The 14,287-nt window shown below is 71.7% G+C and carries 11 protein-coding genes and 1 riboswitch; of the genes, 4 read left to right on the forward strand and 7 right to left on the reverse strand.

The window, feature by feature from the left end:
• Positions 1-56: 56 nt before the first annotated feature.
• A riboswitch (cobalamin riboswitch) is annotated at positions 57-296 on the forward strand.
• 164 nt (positions 297-460) lie between these two features.
• A complete protein-coding gene (gene metE, locus ACNNMR_RS25235) occupies positions 461-2,785 on the forward strand; it encodes a 5-methyltetrahydropteroyltriglutamate--homocysteine S-methyltransferase (protein ID WP_419996961.1) in 2,325 nt (774 codons plus the stop codon).
• 85 nt (positions 2,786-2,870) lie between these two features.
• Here metE and ACNNMR_RS25240 read toward each other — a convergent pair whose 3' ends face one another.
• The 5 genes from ACNNMR_RS25240 to aceA are packed head-to-tail and all read right to left on the reverse strand — an operon-like array spanning position 2,871 to position 8,381.
• On the reverse strand, positions 2,871-3,443 hold the full coding sequence (locus ACNNMR_RS25240) for a GNAT family N-acetyltransferase (protein ID WP_419996962.1): 573 nt from the start codon (positions 3,441-3,443) through the stop codon (positions 2,871-2,873).
• Positions 3,443-4,516 carry a tRNA (adenosine(37)-N6)-threonylcarbamoyltransferase complex transferase subunit TsaD gene (gene tsaD, locus ACNNMR_RS25245; RefSeq protein WP_419996963.1) on the reverse strand — a complete coding sequence of 358 codons (1,074 nt, stop codon included), beginning with the start codon at positions 4,514-4,516 and terminating at the stop codon, positions 3,443-3,445. The genes ACNNMR_RS25240 and tsaD overlap by 1 nt, the downstream gene beginning before the upstream one ends.
• 60 nt (positions 4,517-4,576) lie before the next feature.
• Entirely contained in the window at positions 4,577-5,452 is an 876-nt protein-coding gene (locus ACNNMR_RS25250) for a 3-hydroxybutyryl-CoA dehydrogenase (RefSeq protein WP_419996964.1), read from the reverse strand.
• Positions 5,449-7,047: a malate synthase A gene (gene aceB, locus ACNNMR_RS25255; RefSeq protein ID WP_419996965.1), complete on the reverse strand. Its 1,599-nt coding sequence runs from the start codon at positions 7,045-7,047 to the stop codon at positions 5,449-5,451. Before aceB ends, ACNNMR_RS25250 begins: the two co-directional genes overlap by 4 nt.
• A 47-nt stretch (positions 7,048-7,094) precedes the next feature.
• The gene (gene aceA, locus ACNNMR_RS25260) at positions 7,095-8,381 is read right to left on the reverse strand and encodes an isocitrate lyase (protein ID WP_419996966.1); all 1,287 of its coding nucleotides are present in this window, start codon (positions 8,379-8,381) and stop codon (positions 7,095-7,097) included.
• Between the two features lie 241 nt (positions 8,382-8,622).
• On the opposite strand from aceA, the gene ACNNMR_RS25265 reads away from it, so the two are divergent.
• Together ACNNMR_RS25265 and ACNNMR_RS25270 are read left to right on the forward strand one after the other, a co-directional pair.
• Positions 8,623-10,032, forward strand: coding sequence for a short-chain fatty acyl-CoA regulator family protein (locus ACNNMR_RS25265; RefSeq protein ID WP_419996967.1), 1,410 nt, complete (start codon positions 8,623-8,625; stop codon positions 10,030-10,032).
• 91 nt (positions 10,033-10,123) lie between these two features.
• Positions 10,124-10,291, forward strand: coding sequence for a hypothetical protein (locus ACNNMR_RS25270; protein WP_419996968.1), 168 nt, complete (start codon positions 10,124-10,126; stop codon positions 10,289-10,291).
• 57 nt (positions 10,292-10,348) lie between these two features.
• On the opposite strand, the gene ACNNMR_RS25275 is transcribed toward ACNNMR_RS25270, so the two are convergent.
• Positions 10,349-12,652 (reverse strand): MMPL family transporter, encoded by a 2,304-nt coding sequence (locus tag ACNNMR_RS25275; protein WP_419996969.1) that lies wholly within the window; start codon positions 12,650-12,652, stop codon positions 10,349-10,351.
• A 136-nt stretch (positions 12,653-12,788) separates the two neighbouring features.
• Here ACNNMR_RS25275 and ACNNMR_RS25280 point away from each other — a divergent pair, with 136 nt between their 5' ends.
• Positions 12,789-13,526 (forward strand): TetR/AcrR family transcriptional regulator, encoded by a 738-nt coding sequence (locus ACNNMR_RS25280; RefSeq protein ID WP_419996970.1) that lies wholly within the window; start codon positions 12,789-12,791, stop codon positions 13,524-13,526.
• A 6-nt stretch (positions 13,527-13,532) separates the two neighbouring features.
• Here ACNNMR_RS25280 and ACNNMR_RS25285 read toward each other — a convergent pair whose 3' ends face one another.
• On the reverse strand, positions 13,533-14,192 hold the full coding sequence (locus ACNNMR_RS25285) for a response regulator (protein WP_419996971.1): 660 nt from the start codon (positions 14,190-14,192) through the stop codon (positions 13,533-13,535).
• Between the last annotated feature and the right edge of the window lie 95 nt (positions 14,193-14,287).

Consider the following 14,287-nt stretch of genomic DNA (forward strand, 5'->3'; position numbering starts at 1 on the left):
TGTGACGTTGTTCTCCTTGATTGCCTCAGTGTGCCGTTACGGAGTGCCGGCCCCGTACGCTGGCAGGCGCAGCTGGTTCGCCCCGTCCGCCAGGCGGGGTGCCGTAAGAGGGAACCCGGTGGGAATCCGGGACTGCCCCGCAGCGGTGAGCGGGAACGACCGCCGTCAATGAAGCACTGGGTCCGATTGCATCGGGCCCGGGAAGCGACGGCCAGTAGGTGTCCGCGTCGTAGTCGTAAGACGCGACGAGGACGTGCCCGCGAGTCCGAAGACCTGCCCGCTGTCCGCGTACGGGCCGTCCCGCGCGCGGATATCCCGGTGACCTCGAGGGCGGGTCGGCGTACATACCAGGCAGGACTCGGCTCGCCTTTGCCGCGCGGTCGTCCGCTGGTTTCGCTGCTCCTTCGCGTCCTTCCGGTCCACGGGATCGACAGGGATACGTCTCTCGAAGGAGAACTCCGTGACCACCAAGACCGCAGCCGCGGCAGCACGGGCCACCGTGTACGGCTACCCCCGCCAGGGCCAGAACCGGGAACTCAAGAAGGCGATCGAGGGCTACTGGAAGGGCCGCGGCACCGCCGACGCCCTTCGCGCCACCGCCGCCAGCCTGCGCCGCCAGAACTGGCAGGAGCTGGCCGACGCCGGCATCGACGAGGTCCCCACCGGCGACTTCTCGTACTACGACCACGTCCTGGACACCACCGTCATGGTCGGCGCCATCCCCGAGCGGCACCGGGACGCGGTCGCCGCCGACGCGCTCGACGGCTACTTCGCGATGGCCCGCGGCACCCAGGAGGTGGCGCCGCTGGAGATGACCAAGTGGTTCGACACCAACTACCACTACCTGGTGCCCGAGCTGGGCCCGGACACGGTCTTCACCGCCGACTCCGGCAAGCAGGTCGCGGAGTTCAAGGAGGCCCTCGCCCAGGGCCTGACCGCCCGCCCGGTCCTGGTCGGCCCGGTCACGTATCTGCTGCTGTCGAAGCCGGCGCCCGGCGTGGCCGCGGACTTCGACCCGCTCACCCTCCTGGACCGGCTGCTGCCCGTCTACGCCGAGGTGCTCGCGGATCTGCGGGCCGCCGGTGCCGAGTGGGTGCAGCTCGACGAGCCCGCCCTGGTGCAGGACCGCACCCCGGCCGAGCTGAACGCCGCCGCGCGCGCCTACCGAGACCTCGGCGCCCTCACCGACCGCCCGAAGCTGCTGGTCGCCTCGTACTTCGACCGGCTCGGCGATGCCCTGCCGGTGCTGGCCAAGGCGCCGATCGACGGCCTGGCGCTGGACTTCACCGAGGCCGCGGCGGGCAACCTGGACGCGCTCGCCGCCGCCGGCGGACTGCCCGGCAAGCGGCTGGTCGCCGGCGTCGTCAACGGCCGCAACATCTGGGTGGGCGATCTGGAGAAGTCACTGACCACCCTCGGCACCCTGCTCGGCCTTGCGGACCGTGTCGACGTCGCGGCCTCCTGCTCGCTCCTCCACGTACCGCTGGACGCGGCTCTGGAGCGCGACATCGACCCGCAGATCCTGCGCTGGCTCTCCTTCGCCCGGCAGAAGACCGCAGAGATCGCGACGCTGGCCAAGGGCCTCGCGCGCGGCACGGACGCGATCACGGCAGAGCTCGCCGCAAACCGCGCCGCGCTGTCCTCCCGCGCCACCTCTCCCATCACCCGCGACCCGGCGGTACGGGCCCGCGTCGACGCCGTCACCGACGCCGACGGCCGCCGCACGCAGCCGTACGCCGACCGCACCGCCGCCCAGCGCGCCCACCTGAACCTGCCGCTGCTGCCGACCACGACCATCGGCTCGTTCCCGCAGACCACGGAGCTGCGCACGGCCCGCGCCGACTTGCGCGCCGGCCGGATCGACACGGCCGCGTACGAGGACCGCATCAAGAACGAGATCCGCGACGTCATCTCTTTCCAGGAGAAGACCGGCGTCGACGTCCTCGTGCACGGCGAGCCCGAACGCAACGACATGGTGCAGTACTTCGCCGAGCAGCTCACCGGCTATCTGGCCACCCAGCACGGCTGGGTGCAGTCCTACGGCACCCGCTACGTCCGCCCGCCGGTGCTGGCCGGCGACATCTCCCGGCCCGAGCCGATGACGGTGCGCTGGACGTCGTACGCCCAGTCCCTCACCGACCGCCCCGTCAAGGGCATGCTCACCGGCCCGGTGACGATGCTCGCCTGGTCCTTTGTACGCGACGACCAGCCGCTCGGCGACACCGCCCGCCAGGTCGCGCTCGCCCTGCGCGACGAGGTGACCGACCTGGAGGCGAACGGCACGTCGGTGATCCAGGTCGACGAGCCCGCGCTGCGCGAGACGCTGCCGCTGCGCGCCGCGGACCACGCCGCCTACCTGGACTGGGCGACGGAGTCCTTCCGCCTGACGACCGCCGGAGTGCGCCCGGAGACGCAGATCCACACGCACATGTGCTACGCCGAGTTCGGCGACATCGTGCAGGCGATCGACGACCTCGACGCGGACGTGATCAGCCTGGAGGCGGCCCGCTCCCACATGCAGGTCGCCTACGAACTGGCGGAGCACGGCTACCCGCGCGAGGCCGGACCGGGCGTCTACGACATCCACTCACCCCGTATCCCGGGCGCGGACGAGGCCGCGGAGCTGCTGCGCACCGGCCTCAAGGCAATCCCCGCCGCGAGGCTGTGGGTCAACCCCGACTGCGGCCTGAAGACCCGCGGTTGGCCCGAGACCCGCACCTCACTGGAAAACCTGGTCAGCGCGGCCCGCACCGTCCGCACGGAGCTGGGAACCGCCACCTCCTGACCTGCGGGACGCATCGATCCTGGCCGGGGCGGCTGCCTTGCCGCTCCGGCCGTCGGGAGCGGAGCCCGTTCCGGGCGGTGCGGTGTCACAGGGGCCGCGGGGCGAGAGCCTGGGCCGGATGCCGCGGTCCAAGGAGCGCGACGTAGCCCTTGCCGGTGGGAGCGGGGTGGGTCACCTGCAGCCAGCCGGCCCGCTCGTAGAAGGCGACGGTCTGTCCGGCCTGGACGGAGGTGATCAACCAGCAGCGGCCGTCGGTCCGGCCGGAGGTGACCGCTCTCAGCAGCCGGCCTCCCAGACCGGTGCGTCGGGCCGACGCGGCTACGGCCAGCTCGTCGATCTCGCGGGCGTCGCACAGCCACGCCTGCGTGCGTCGCTGTCCGAGGGCGGCCGCTATCTGCGGATAGCTGCGCTCGTCAGGGAAGGGAGCCGGGGTTGTCCAGGCTGTTGCCCAGCCCAGGACCGTGTCCCCGTCCAGGGCCAGGGCGGCCGTGAATCCGTCGCGGTCGACATCGGAGACCAGCCGCTGCAGATAGATGTCCGCCTGCCCGGCATCCTCGTTCCAGGGCGGGGCGCAGAAGGCATCGGTGTAGACGGCGCGCACGCCGTCGAGGTGGGAAAGCAGCCGCTGTCCGGAGACGAGCTGGACGGCCGGTGCCATCAGGCGGCCTGCGGGACAGAGCGGGCTGCGCTCGGAGTGAGAGCCGCGTAGTCAAGCGGGGCGGAGGGATCGATCGAGACGTCCAGTGGGGCGGGTTCGGCGCCGGCGCGGACCAGCAGGTCGCCGACGGCGGCGATCATCGCCCCGTTGTCGGTGCACAGCGTCATGGACGGGACTCGCAGTTCGATCCCGGCGGCGGTGCAGCGCTGCTCGGCCAGCGCGCGCACCCGGGAGTTGGCGGCCACGCCGCCGACCACGACCAGGGTGTTCACGTCGTAGGCGGCGCAGGCCGCGAGCGCCTTGCGGGTCAGCACGTCGGCGATGGCCTCCTGCAGGGCGGCGGCGCCGTCGGCGACCGGCGGCTCGATGCCGCGGAGGCGATGCCGTTCGGCCCAGCGGGCGGCGGCCGTCTTCAGGCCGGAGAAGGAGAAGGCGTACGGGTCGTCGCCGGGGCGGGTGAGCGGGCGCGGAAAATCCACGGCGCGCGCGTCGCCCGCGCGGGCGGCGCGGTCGATTGCGGGACCGCCCGGATACGGCAGGCCGAGGACGCGCGCGACCTTGTCGAAGCACTCCCCGGCCGCGTCGTCGAGGGTGTCGCCCAGGTGCAGGATCGGCTCCCGCACCAGATCCCGGACCAGCAGCAGTGAGGTGTGACCGCCGGAGACGATCAGGACCACGCAGGGTTCGGGCAGCGGCCCGTGCTCCAGGGTGTCGGCGGCGACGTGTCCGGCCAGGTGGTGGACCCCGTACAGCGGAACTCCGGCCGCGTAGGCGAGGGACTTGGCGCCGGCCAGGCCGACCTGCAGGGCTCCCGCCAGGCCGGGCCCGGTGGTGACGGCGACGGCGTCGATCTGCTGCAGCCGGAGTCCGGCATCGGCGAGGGCGCGTCGCACGACCGGTGTGAAGGCGTGCAGATGGGCGCGGGCGGCGATCTCGGGCACCACGCCGCCGTACCGGGCGTGTTCGTCCATGCTCGACGCCACCACGTGGGCCAGGAGTTTCCCGTCCCGCACGATGCCCGCGCCGGTCTCGTCGCACGACGACTCGATGCCCAGCACCACGGGTCCGCCCACCGCTGCCTCCTCCTGCGCATTGCCTGTAGTTGCAATATATGTGCAATAAGAGGTGGGCAGCTACTCGTCAATCCCGCCGTAGATGTGGAAGCCCTGCCCCGCCTTCCGCCCGAGAAGCCCTGCCTCCACCATCCGCTGGAGCAGCGGGGGCGGCGCGTATACCGGCTCGCGGAACTCCTCGTACAGGGACTCGGCGATCGCGGCCACGGTGTCGAGCCCGATCAGGTCCGCGAGTTTCAGCGGTCCCATGGGGTGGGCGCAGCCCTGCTCCATCCCGGCGTCGATGTCGGCAGGGGTGGCGAAGCCCGACTCGGCCATCCTGATCGCGGACAGGAGGTAGGGGATGAGGAGGGCGTTGACGACGAACCCGGCGCGGTCCTTGGAGCGGATGGCGGTCTTGCCCAGGGTCTGGGTGGCGAAGCCTTGCACGGCGGCGACGGTCTCGGGCGCGGTGTGCAGGGAGGTGACGATCTCGACGAGCGGCAGCACCGGTACCGGGTTGAAGAAGTGCAGTCCGACGACGCGGTCGGCGCGGGTGGTTGCCATGCCGAGGCGCATGACGGGGAGGGAGGAGGTGTTGGTGGCCAGCACGGCGTCCGGGTCCTCGACGATCTTGTCGAGGGTGGCGAACACTTCGGTCTTGACGTCGGGGTGTTCCACCACCGCCTCGATGACGAGGTGCCGGTCGGCGAGGTCGGCGAGCTCGCCGGTGACGGTTGTACGGGCGAGGGCCGCCTCGGCCGCCTCCCGGGTCAGCTTGCCGCGTGCGGCCGCCTTCTCCAGTGAGGCGGCGATGCGCTCGCGGGCGGCCCGTGCCGCCACCGCGTCCACCTCACACACCAGCGTGTCGAGCCCGGCGCGGGCGCATACCTCCGCGATCCCCGCGCCCATCTGCCCGCCGCCGACCACGCCGATCCTCTGGCAGCTCGTGCTCATGACCGCGCCTCCGCCCGGCGCACCAGGTGACGCGAGTACGCCTCGGGCGTGAAGAACGCCGGCAGCTCCGCGCGCAGCGCCGTACTTTCGAAGAGCGCGCGGACGTCCGCCACCAGCACCTCCGGATGCTCGGCCGCCAGCGCCGCCACCTCCTCGTCGAGCAGCCGCTCCACCGTCTCCCGGTCGACGACCCGGTGCCGCAGCCACTGCCAGACCTGCACCCGGGCGATCTCGGCGGTCGCCGCGTCCTCCATCAGCCCGTACAGCGCGACCGCGCCCTGGCCGCTCAGCCAGGCGGCGAAGTAGCGCAGCGCGACCGCGATGTTGGTACGGAGTCCCTCCGGCGTCGGCGGACCCGAGGTGCGGCGCACGTCGACCAGGTCGGCCGCGGTCACCTCCACCTCGTCGCGGGTGCGCTCCAGCTGGTGCGGCCGGCCGCCGAGGACGCCGTCGAAGACGTCGCGGCAGACCTCGACCAGCCCGGGGTGGGCCACCCAGGAACCGTCGAAGCCGTCCTCTGCCTCGCGCTCCTTGTCCAGGCGCACCTTGGCGAGTGCGGCCTCGCGGGCCTGCGGGTCGCCGCCGGGGACCTGCGCGGCCATGCCGCCGATGGCGTGGGCGCCGCGCTTGTGGCAGGTGCGTACCAGCAGCTCGGTGTAGGCGCGCATGAACGGGGCGGTCATGGTGACCTTGGCCCGGTCGGGCAGCAGGCAGTCGGTGCGGTGGCCGAAGGTCTTGATGAGGCTGAAGAGGTAGTCCCAGCGGCCGGCGTTGAGGCCGGAGCTGTGCTCGCGCAGCTCGTAGAGGATCTCGTCCATCTGGACGGCGGCGGTGATGGTCTCGATGAGGACGGTGGCCCTGATGGTGCCGCGCGGGATGCCGAGGAGTTCCTGGGCGAGGAGGAAGACGTCGTTCCAGAGGCGGGCCTCGCCGCGGTGTTCCAGCTTGGGGAGGTAGAAGTACGGGCCGTGGCCGGCGTCGAGCTGGCGCTGGGCGCAGTGGAAGAAGTACAGGCCGAAGTCGACCAGTGCGGCCGGGACCGGGCGGCCGTCGTACTCCAGGTGCTCCTCGTCGAGGTGCCAGCCGCGGGGGCGGACGACGATGGTGGCGAGCTGCTCGCGCGGGGCCAGTCGGTACTCCTTGCCGTCGGCGGTGGTGAAGTCGATGCGGCGCTCGATGGCGTCGAGCAGGTTCAGCTGGCCGCCGATGATGTTCTCCCAGGTGGGGGCGGTGGCGTCCTCGAAGTCGGCCATCCATACCCGGGCGCCGGAGTTGAGGGCGTTGACGGTCATCCGGCGGTCCGGCGGGCCGGTGATCTCCACGCGGCGGTCGGTGAGGCCGGGGGCGGGTGGGGCCACCCTCCAGGTGTCGTCGGCGCGGATGGCGGCGGCGGTCAGCGGGAAGTCGTAGCGGGAGCCGTCGGCCAGGCGCAGGGCTATCCGGCGGCGCTCCTTGAAGACGTCGAGGCGGCGCTCGTGGAAGGCGGCGGTCAGCCGGCCGAGGAAGGCGAGGGCGGCGGGTGTGAGGATTTCGTCGTGGCGTTCGGCGGGCGGGGCGAGCACGCGGACCGCGCGGGGCGGGGCGACAGTGGACACGGGTCTCTCCTGATCGGGTCAGTGGCGGAGGGCGGCCGGCGTGCGGCTCAGTGGAACTGCTCCTCCTCCGTCGACCCGCTCAGCGCGGTCGTGGAGGAAGCCGGGTTGACGGCGGTGGAGACCAGGTCGAAGTAGCCGGTGCCGACCTCGCGCTGGTGCTTGACCGCGGTGAAGCCGTCCGCCTGCGCCGCGAACTCCTTCTCCTGCAGGTCCACATACGCGGTCATGCCGTGCTCGGCGTAGCCGCGGGCCAGGTCGAACATGCCGTGGTTGAGCGAGTGGAAGCCGGCCAGCGTAATGAACTGGAACTTGTAGCCCATCGCCCCCAGCTCCCGCTGGAATTTCGCGATCTGGTCGTCGTCCAGCGCCGCCTTCCAGTTGAAGGACGGCGAGCAGTTGTACGCCAGCATCTTCCCCGGGTGCCGGGCGTGGATGGCCTCGGCGAACTCCCGCGCCTGCGCCAGGTCCGGGGTGCCGGTCTCGACCCAGATCAGGTCCGCGTACGGGGCATAGGCCAGGCCGCGCGCGATCACCGGCGCCATCCCGTTACGGACCCGGTAGAAGCCCTCCGCGGTCCGCTCACCGGTCACGAACTCGGCGTCCCGCTCGTCGACATCGCTGGTCAGCAGCGTCGCGGCCAGGGCGTCCGTCCGGGCGACGATCAGTGTCGGCACATCCGCGATGTCGGCGGCCAGCCGGGCCGCGCCCAGCGTACGGACGTGCTGCGAGGTCGGCACCAGGACCTTCCCGCCCAGGTGGCCGCACTTCTTCTCGGAGGCCAGCTGGTCCTCGTAATGGATGCCCGCCGCCCCGGCCGCGATCATCGCCTTGGTGAGTTCGAAGGCGTTCAGCGGGCCGCCGAAGCCGGCCTCCGCGTCGGCGACGATCGGCGCCAGCCAGTCGGTGGTGTCGCCCGCGTCCTCGGCGGTGGCGATCTGGTCGGCGCGCAGCAGCGCGTTGTTGATCCTGCGGACCACCTGCGGCACCGAGTTGACCGGGTACAGGCTCTGGTCCGGGTAGGTGTGCCCGGCCTGGTTGGCGTCGGCGGCGACCTGCCAGCCCGAGAGGTAGATGGCCTGCAGCCCGGCCCGCACCTGCTGCACCGCCTGGCCGCCGGTGAGCGCGCCCAGGGCGTGCACGTAATCGAGGTCGTGCAGCTGGCGCCACAGCCGCTCGGCGCCCCGCCGGGCCAGGGTGTGCTCCTCGCGGACGCTGCCGGAGAGCCGGATGACGTCCTCGGCGGTGTGGGTGCGCTCGATGCCCTGCCACCGCGGGTCGTCGGCCCAGCGTCGGGCGAGCTCCTGTGCTGCTGCCTGCGTACGTGCCTCGGTCATGGCTGTCACCGTCTCCTCGGATTTCTCTCGCCGGCTGCCAACGCTTGCGCGCACCCGGCATTCTCATGGCACTCTGTGTCACGTTGTCTGGCGCGGCCCGCCCGGTCAGGGTCTGTCCAGCGGGCCGCACAGGTGACTCTGGCAGTGGCACGCAGTGCCATCAATGCTGGATCCATGCCAAGATCTGCAAATCTTCCGGTCCCGGATTGCCAAGCTTGCGAAGGACAGGGGTGGGCGCACCATGTCGAAGATCTACGCGGGGGCGCGGCTGCGGCGGCTGCGGGAGGAGCACCCGATGAGCCAGGCGGCGCTGGCCCGCCGGCTCGGTATCTCGGCGAGCTACCTCAATCAGATGGAGCACGACTCACGGCCGCTGACCGTCCCGGTGCTGCTGCGTCTGACCGAGGAGTTCGGGATCGAGCCCGGCTTCTTCTCGGAACGCGACACCTCCCGCCTGGTCGCGGAGCTGCGCGAGACCCTCGCCGCCGGCCTGACCGAGACACCTGTCTCCGCCGGTGAGCTGACCGAGCTGGCCACCCGCATGCCCGCCGTCGCCCAGGCGCTCGTCGACCTGGGGCACCGCAATCAGCAGCTCGCCGAGCGCCTCGCCGACGCCGCGGACGGGCGCGCCGGCGCGCCCGTCGTACCCGACCGGCCCCGCTCTCCGCACGAGGAGGTCCGCGAGTTCTTCTACCGCCACCGCAACTATCTGCACGACCTCGACCTGGCCGCAGAGCACCTGGCCGCGGACTGCGGCATCCGCCCGGGCGAGGTGCTGCCCGCGCTCAGCGCCCGGCTGAGCGAAGGGCACGGCGTCCGGCTCGACACCCAGCCGGGCACCGAACTCCACCGCTACGACGCCACCAGCCGCACCCTGCACCTGACGTCCCGACTGCGCCCCGGCCAGCGGGCCTTCCGCATGGCCACCCAGCTCGCCCTGCTCGAATACGGCACGGAGATCGACCGCCAGGCCGCGGCGGACTTCCCGCCCGGCACACCGGCGCACGCCCTGGCCCGGATCGGCATCGCCAACTACGTCGCCGCCGCGACAATCCTGCCGTACACCGCCTTCTACGCCGCCGCGGAGGAAGCGCGCTACGACATCGAGCGCCTCACCGACCACTTCGGCCTGGGCTACGAGACCGTCTGCCACCGCCTGAGCACCCTCCAGCGCCCCAGGCTGCGCGGCGTCCCCTTCTCCTTCGTCCGCGTCGACCGGGCCGGCAACATGTCCAAACGGCAGTCCGCGACCGGCTTCCCCTTCTCCCGCGCCGGCGGCACCTGCCCGCTGTGGAACATCTACGAGGCATTCACGACCCCCGGCCGGATCCAGGTGCAGATCGCCGAAATGCCCGACGGGCAGCGCTATTTGTGGACCGCCCGCGCGGTCACCCGGCACCGCGGCGGCTGGGGTGAGCCGGGCAAGACCTTCGCCATCGGCCTCGGCTGCGAGATCCGCCACGCCCACCGCCTCGTCTACGCCGACGGCCTCGACCTCGACAGCCCCGCCGCCGCCACCCCCATCGGCCTCGGCTGCCGCGTCTGCGAACGCCTGGAATGCCCCCAACGCTCCGCCCCACCCCTCGGGCATGCGCTGGCCATCGATCAGAACGCCAGCACCTTCGTCCCGTATCCGGTGGCGCGGGAGTAGGGCGCGGACGGCCGCCGCCGACGCCGGGAGGGCCGCCCTACGCTCGAAGATCTCCGAGGCGGTCGGCGGCGCCAGGCACCGCGGCTCATCGTTGTACACCCTGGACACCGAACGCCTCGCCGCCCTCGCGCCGGATGTGCTGCTCACCCAGGACCTGTGCGACGTCTGCGCGGTGTCGTACGAGACGGTCTCCCGCGCCGTGCGCCTGCTGGACGGCGGCGGCCCACGGGCCCGTCGGGTGCGCCGCCCCATGCGCTGACTGCAAGGCGGACGCGACAAGGCACAAACGCCCACCGTCGGGCTCAGCCGTTCCAGGTCATTGTGGGGACTCAACAACGTCCGGCGCCTCGTCCACGCCGGTGCGGCGGAAGGTGCGGGGAGGCCCTTCGTGCGCCACGGCCGGGCCCGGGGCGGCCGTCGGCGGTGTCGGGGCGGCTTCGCTCAGGCCGTAGCGGCTGTGGAAGCTGCGCAGGAAGGCCGGGGCGTACCAGGCGCCGCGGCCCAGGACGCGCATCGCGGCCGGCACCAGGACGCCCCGTACCGCCACCGCGTCGATCAGGATGGCCAGGCCGCTGCCGAGGCCGAAGAGCTGCATGAAGCTCAGTTGTGCTGTGCCGAAGGCGAAGAAGCTCACCGCCAGCAGGCAGGCGGCCGCGCTGACGATGCGGCCGGTGTGGCCGAGGCCGTCGGTGACGGCGGTTTCGTTGTCGGCGCCCGCGTCGTGGAGTTCCTTGATGCGGCTGGTGACGAACACCTCGTAGTCCATCGACAGGCCGAAGGCGATGCAGAACATCAGCACCGTCATCGAGACCTCCATGGGCTGGGCGGTGAAGCCGAGCAGCCCGGAGAGGTGGCCGTCCTGGAAGATCCAGGTCATGACGCCGAGGGTGGCGCCGAGGCTGATCAGGTTGAGGGCCAGGGCGCGCAGCGGCTGCACCACGCTGCCGGTGAAGAGGAAGAGCAGGAGGAAGGTGGTGAGGGCGACCAGCGCCACCGCGAGCGGGAGGCGGCTGCCGATGGAGTCCTTGGAGTCGACCAGTACGGCGTCGACGCCGCCCACCTGGGGGTGTGATCCGGGAGGCGGGTCTAGCGCCCGGATCTCCTTGACCAGGCTCTGCGCCTCCTCCGACTTCGGCGGCAGGGTCGACACCACATTGAGCCGCTGGGCGTCCGGGCGACCCAGGGCGGTCTGCGCTGCCCCTCCAGCTGCCCCTGCCCCTTCCCCCGCCGCGGACCGGCCGTCGGCGTACGTCCCCGTGCTCGCCTCGACGCGGACCACGCCGTCGAGCTCGGACAGCGCGGTCGCGTACGAGCCCAGCCGGGCCTTCGCCACCGGCCCGTCGATGACGACGTGGACCGCCGCGTCGTCGCTGCCGGTGAAGTTCTCCCGCAGCGCCGCCGCGACCTGGCGGCTCTCCGCGCCCTCGGGCAGCACACGCTCGTCCGGGGTGCCGAAGGTGATGCCCAGCAGCGGGCTCGCCGCCGCGAGCAGCACGGCGAGCACGGGCAGGGCGGTGAGCGCGGGCCGGCGCATGACCGTACGGGCCAACCGGCCCCACAGCGGCGCCCGGTTGGCGGCGCGGCCCGGCTTCGCCCACGGCATCCGGCCGCTGTTGACGCGCGGGCCAAGGACGGCGAGCAGGGCCGGCATGACGAACAGGGTGCTGATCGCCGCGATGGCGACGACCCCGACCCCGGCATAGCCGAACGAGCGCAGGAAGTACTGCGGGAACACCAGCAGCGCCGCGAGCGCGGCCGCCACCGTGGCGGCGGAGAAGGCGATGGTGCGGCCCGCGGTGTGCACCGTGCGCCGGACCGCGTCGTCGACGCTCGCCCCGGCCGCGAGCTGCTCCCGGAACCGGCTGACCATCAGCAGCGCATAGTCGATGCCGAGGCCGAGGCCCAGCGCCGTGGTCAGATTGATCGCGAAGATGGAGACATCGGTGACGCTGCCGAGGACGTACAGCTCCGCGAACGTCCCCAGGATGGCGATGAAGCCGATCGCCAGCGGCAGCAGGGCCGCGACCAGGCTGCCGAAGACCACCAGGAGCAGCAGGAGGGTGAGCGGCACCGCGATGGCCTCGGCCAGGACCAGGTCGGCTTCCGACTGCTTGCCCATCTCGCTGGTCACGGCGGCGCCGCCGCCCGCTTTGACGGTGAGATCGCCCTCGTACGAACCGGTGTAGCCGTCGATGATCTCCTTGGCGTTCTCGTCGCGCTCGACGTCCTTGCCCTGCACATGGACCAGGACCATCGCTTCGCGGCCGTCCTTGGAGCGGAGGCTGGGGCTGTTCGTGTCCCAGTAGCCGACCACGTTCTCCAGGTGCCGCTCCTTCTTGAGGCCGGCCACCAGCTTCCGGCCGCTCCGCTCGGCGGCCGGGGCGTCGATACGGCCTTCGGCGGCGCTGACCAGCAGGACCAGGTTGGTCTCGCCGCCGAACTTCTCCTCGATGACCTCGGCGGCGCGGGTGGACTGGGAGGCCGGGTCGTCGTAGCCGCCGCCCAGTAACTTGCCGAAGGCGCCGGCGCCTGCGACGCCCATGAGGGCCACCGCCACGGCGGCCACGACGAGTACCAGCCGGGACCGGCGGATGGCCAGGTCGGCTATGCGTTCAAACACGCCCGTTCTCCTTTGCGTCCTGCGGGCAACCTCCGGGAAATTTAACGGGGGTAGGGAATCTTTGGCAGTGTTAGATTTTTCGAGCGGCAGGCAACAGGGTGGTGACCGATCCGAGTTGGCGTCGTACGGTCGCTGCATGTCCGCCGATGAACGCGCAGCCGTCCTGCCCTCCCTGCGCGAGCGGCGCCGGGCCGCCGCCACCCAGGAGATCGTGGAAGCCGCCGAGCGGCAGATAGCCGAGCACGGCCCCGCGGCGCTGTCGCTGCGCGCGGTCGCCCGGAGCCTCGGCATGACGGTGCAGGCGCTCTATCACTACTTCCCGAGCCGGGACGACCTGGTGACGGTGCTGATCACCAAGGCGTACGACGGCCTGGCGGATGCGGTGCAGGCGGCGGTCGACGCGGCGCCGGAGCATGCGGAACTCTCGCGGGTGGTCGTCGCCGCCGAGGGATACCGCCGCTGGGCCATCGACCATCCCGAGCTCTTCCAGCTGCTCTACGGAACGCCTTTGCGCTACTACGCGGCCCCTGTCGGCGGGCCCACCACTCAGGCGCTGAACCGGATGAGCGCCGTCTTCCGGCGCGAGATGTTCGGCGGCTTCACCGAGGAGCAGCTCGCCGCGGCCGACATCCCGGAGCTCTCACCCGAACTCCAGGCGCACCTGGACGAGCTGCGCCGGCACGGCACAGGCGACGGCCTCCCGCCCGCCGCGGCCGCGCTGCTGCTGGTCGCGTGGGGCCATATGCACGGCCTCGTCGTCCTGGAGGTCTTCGGCCATCTGTCCTTCGTCGGCGACCACCGGGCCGAGATCTACCGGATCTCGATGCGGAACCTGGTCCAGGACCTCAACCGCCGCATCGCCGGGGCAGGGTGACACACTTCATGGCTCGATGAGTCCGGTGCGGATGGCGTAACGGGTGAGCTCCAGCCGGTCGCGCAGGCCGAGCTTCTGGAGCAGGTTCGCGCGATGGCGTTCGACGGTTTTGATGCTGATGAAGAGCATGTCGGCGATCTCTTGCGAGGAGTTGCCCTCGGCGACGAGTTTGAGGATCTCCTCTTCGCGGTGGGTGACGGCTCGTACGGGGATGTCCTCGCCATCTCTGGCGCGCTCGAGGTAGTTGCGCAGGAGGGTGTTGATGGCGCCGGGGTAGAGGAAGGGCTCGTTGCGCATGGCGGCGCGGCAGGCTTCGACGAGGTCGCGGTCGGCGACGGATTTCAGGACGTAGCCGGCCGCCCCCGCCTTGAGGGCTTCGAAGAAGTACTGCTCGTTGTCGTACATCGTCAGGATGAGGATGCGCAGGTCCGGGCGGACACGGCTGAGTTCGCGGGCGGCCTGCAGGCCGGTCAGCCGGGGCATGGCGATGTCCAGGATGGCCAGGTCCGGGCGCTCGGCGCGGGCCTTGTCGATGGCTTCCGCGCCGTCGCCGGCCTCGGCGACGACGGTGAGGTCGGGCTCGCTGTCGAGGATGAGGCGCACGCCGCGGCGGACGAGCGCGTGGTCGTCGGCGAGCAGGATGCGGGTGGGTGCCGGTGGGCTCATGCCGGACCTCTCGACTTCCTCTCGCGCCGCGTCGGCTGCGGGCGCCCCCTCAACCTGACCTGCGCGGGGAGCCCGCGTCCATGGGTTATGGCACC

Origin of the sequence: Streptomyces boninensis, from assembly GCF_048572725.1 — a bacterium.
GTDB classification, from domain to species: domain Bacteria; phylum Actinomycetota; class Actinomycetes; order Streptomycetales; family Streptomycetaceae; genus Streptomyces; species Streptomyces boninensis.

Excerpts from the sequence above, each read along its gene's own strand:
- ACNNMR_RS25240 (WP_419996962.1), bottom strand. The coding sequence starts at position 3,443 with ATGGCACCGGCCGTCCAGCTCGTCTCCGGACAGCGGCTGCTTTCCCAC.
- ACNNMR_RS25250 (WP_419996964.1), bottom strand. The coding sequence starts at position 5,452 with ATGAGCACGAGCTGCCAGAGGATCGGCGTGGTCGGCGGCGGGCAGATG.
- aceA (WP_419996966.1), bottom strand. The coding sequence starts at position 8,381 with ATGACCGAGGCACGTACGCAGGCAGCAGCACAGGAGCTCGCCCGACGC.
- ACNNMR_RS25265 (WP_419996967.1), top strand. The coding sequence starts at position 8,623 with ATGTCGAAGATCTACGCGGGGGCGCGGCTGCGGCGGCTGCGGGAGGAG.
- ACNNMR_RS25280 (WP_419996970.1), top strand. The coding sequence starts at position 12,789 with ATGTCCGCCGATGAACGCGCAGCCGTCCTGCCCTCCCTGCGCGAGCGG.
- ACNNMR_RS25285 (WP_419996971.1), bottom strand. The coding sequence starts at position 14,192 with ATGAGCCCACCGGCACCCACCCGCATCCTGCTCGCCGACGACCACGCG.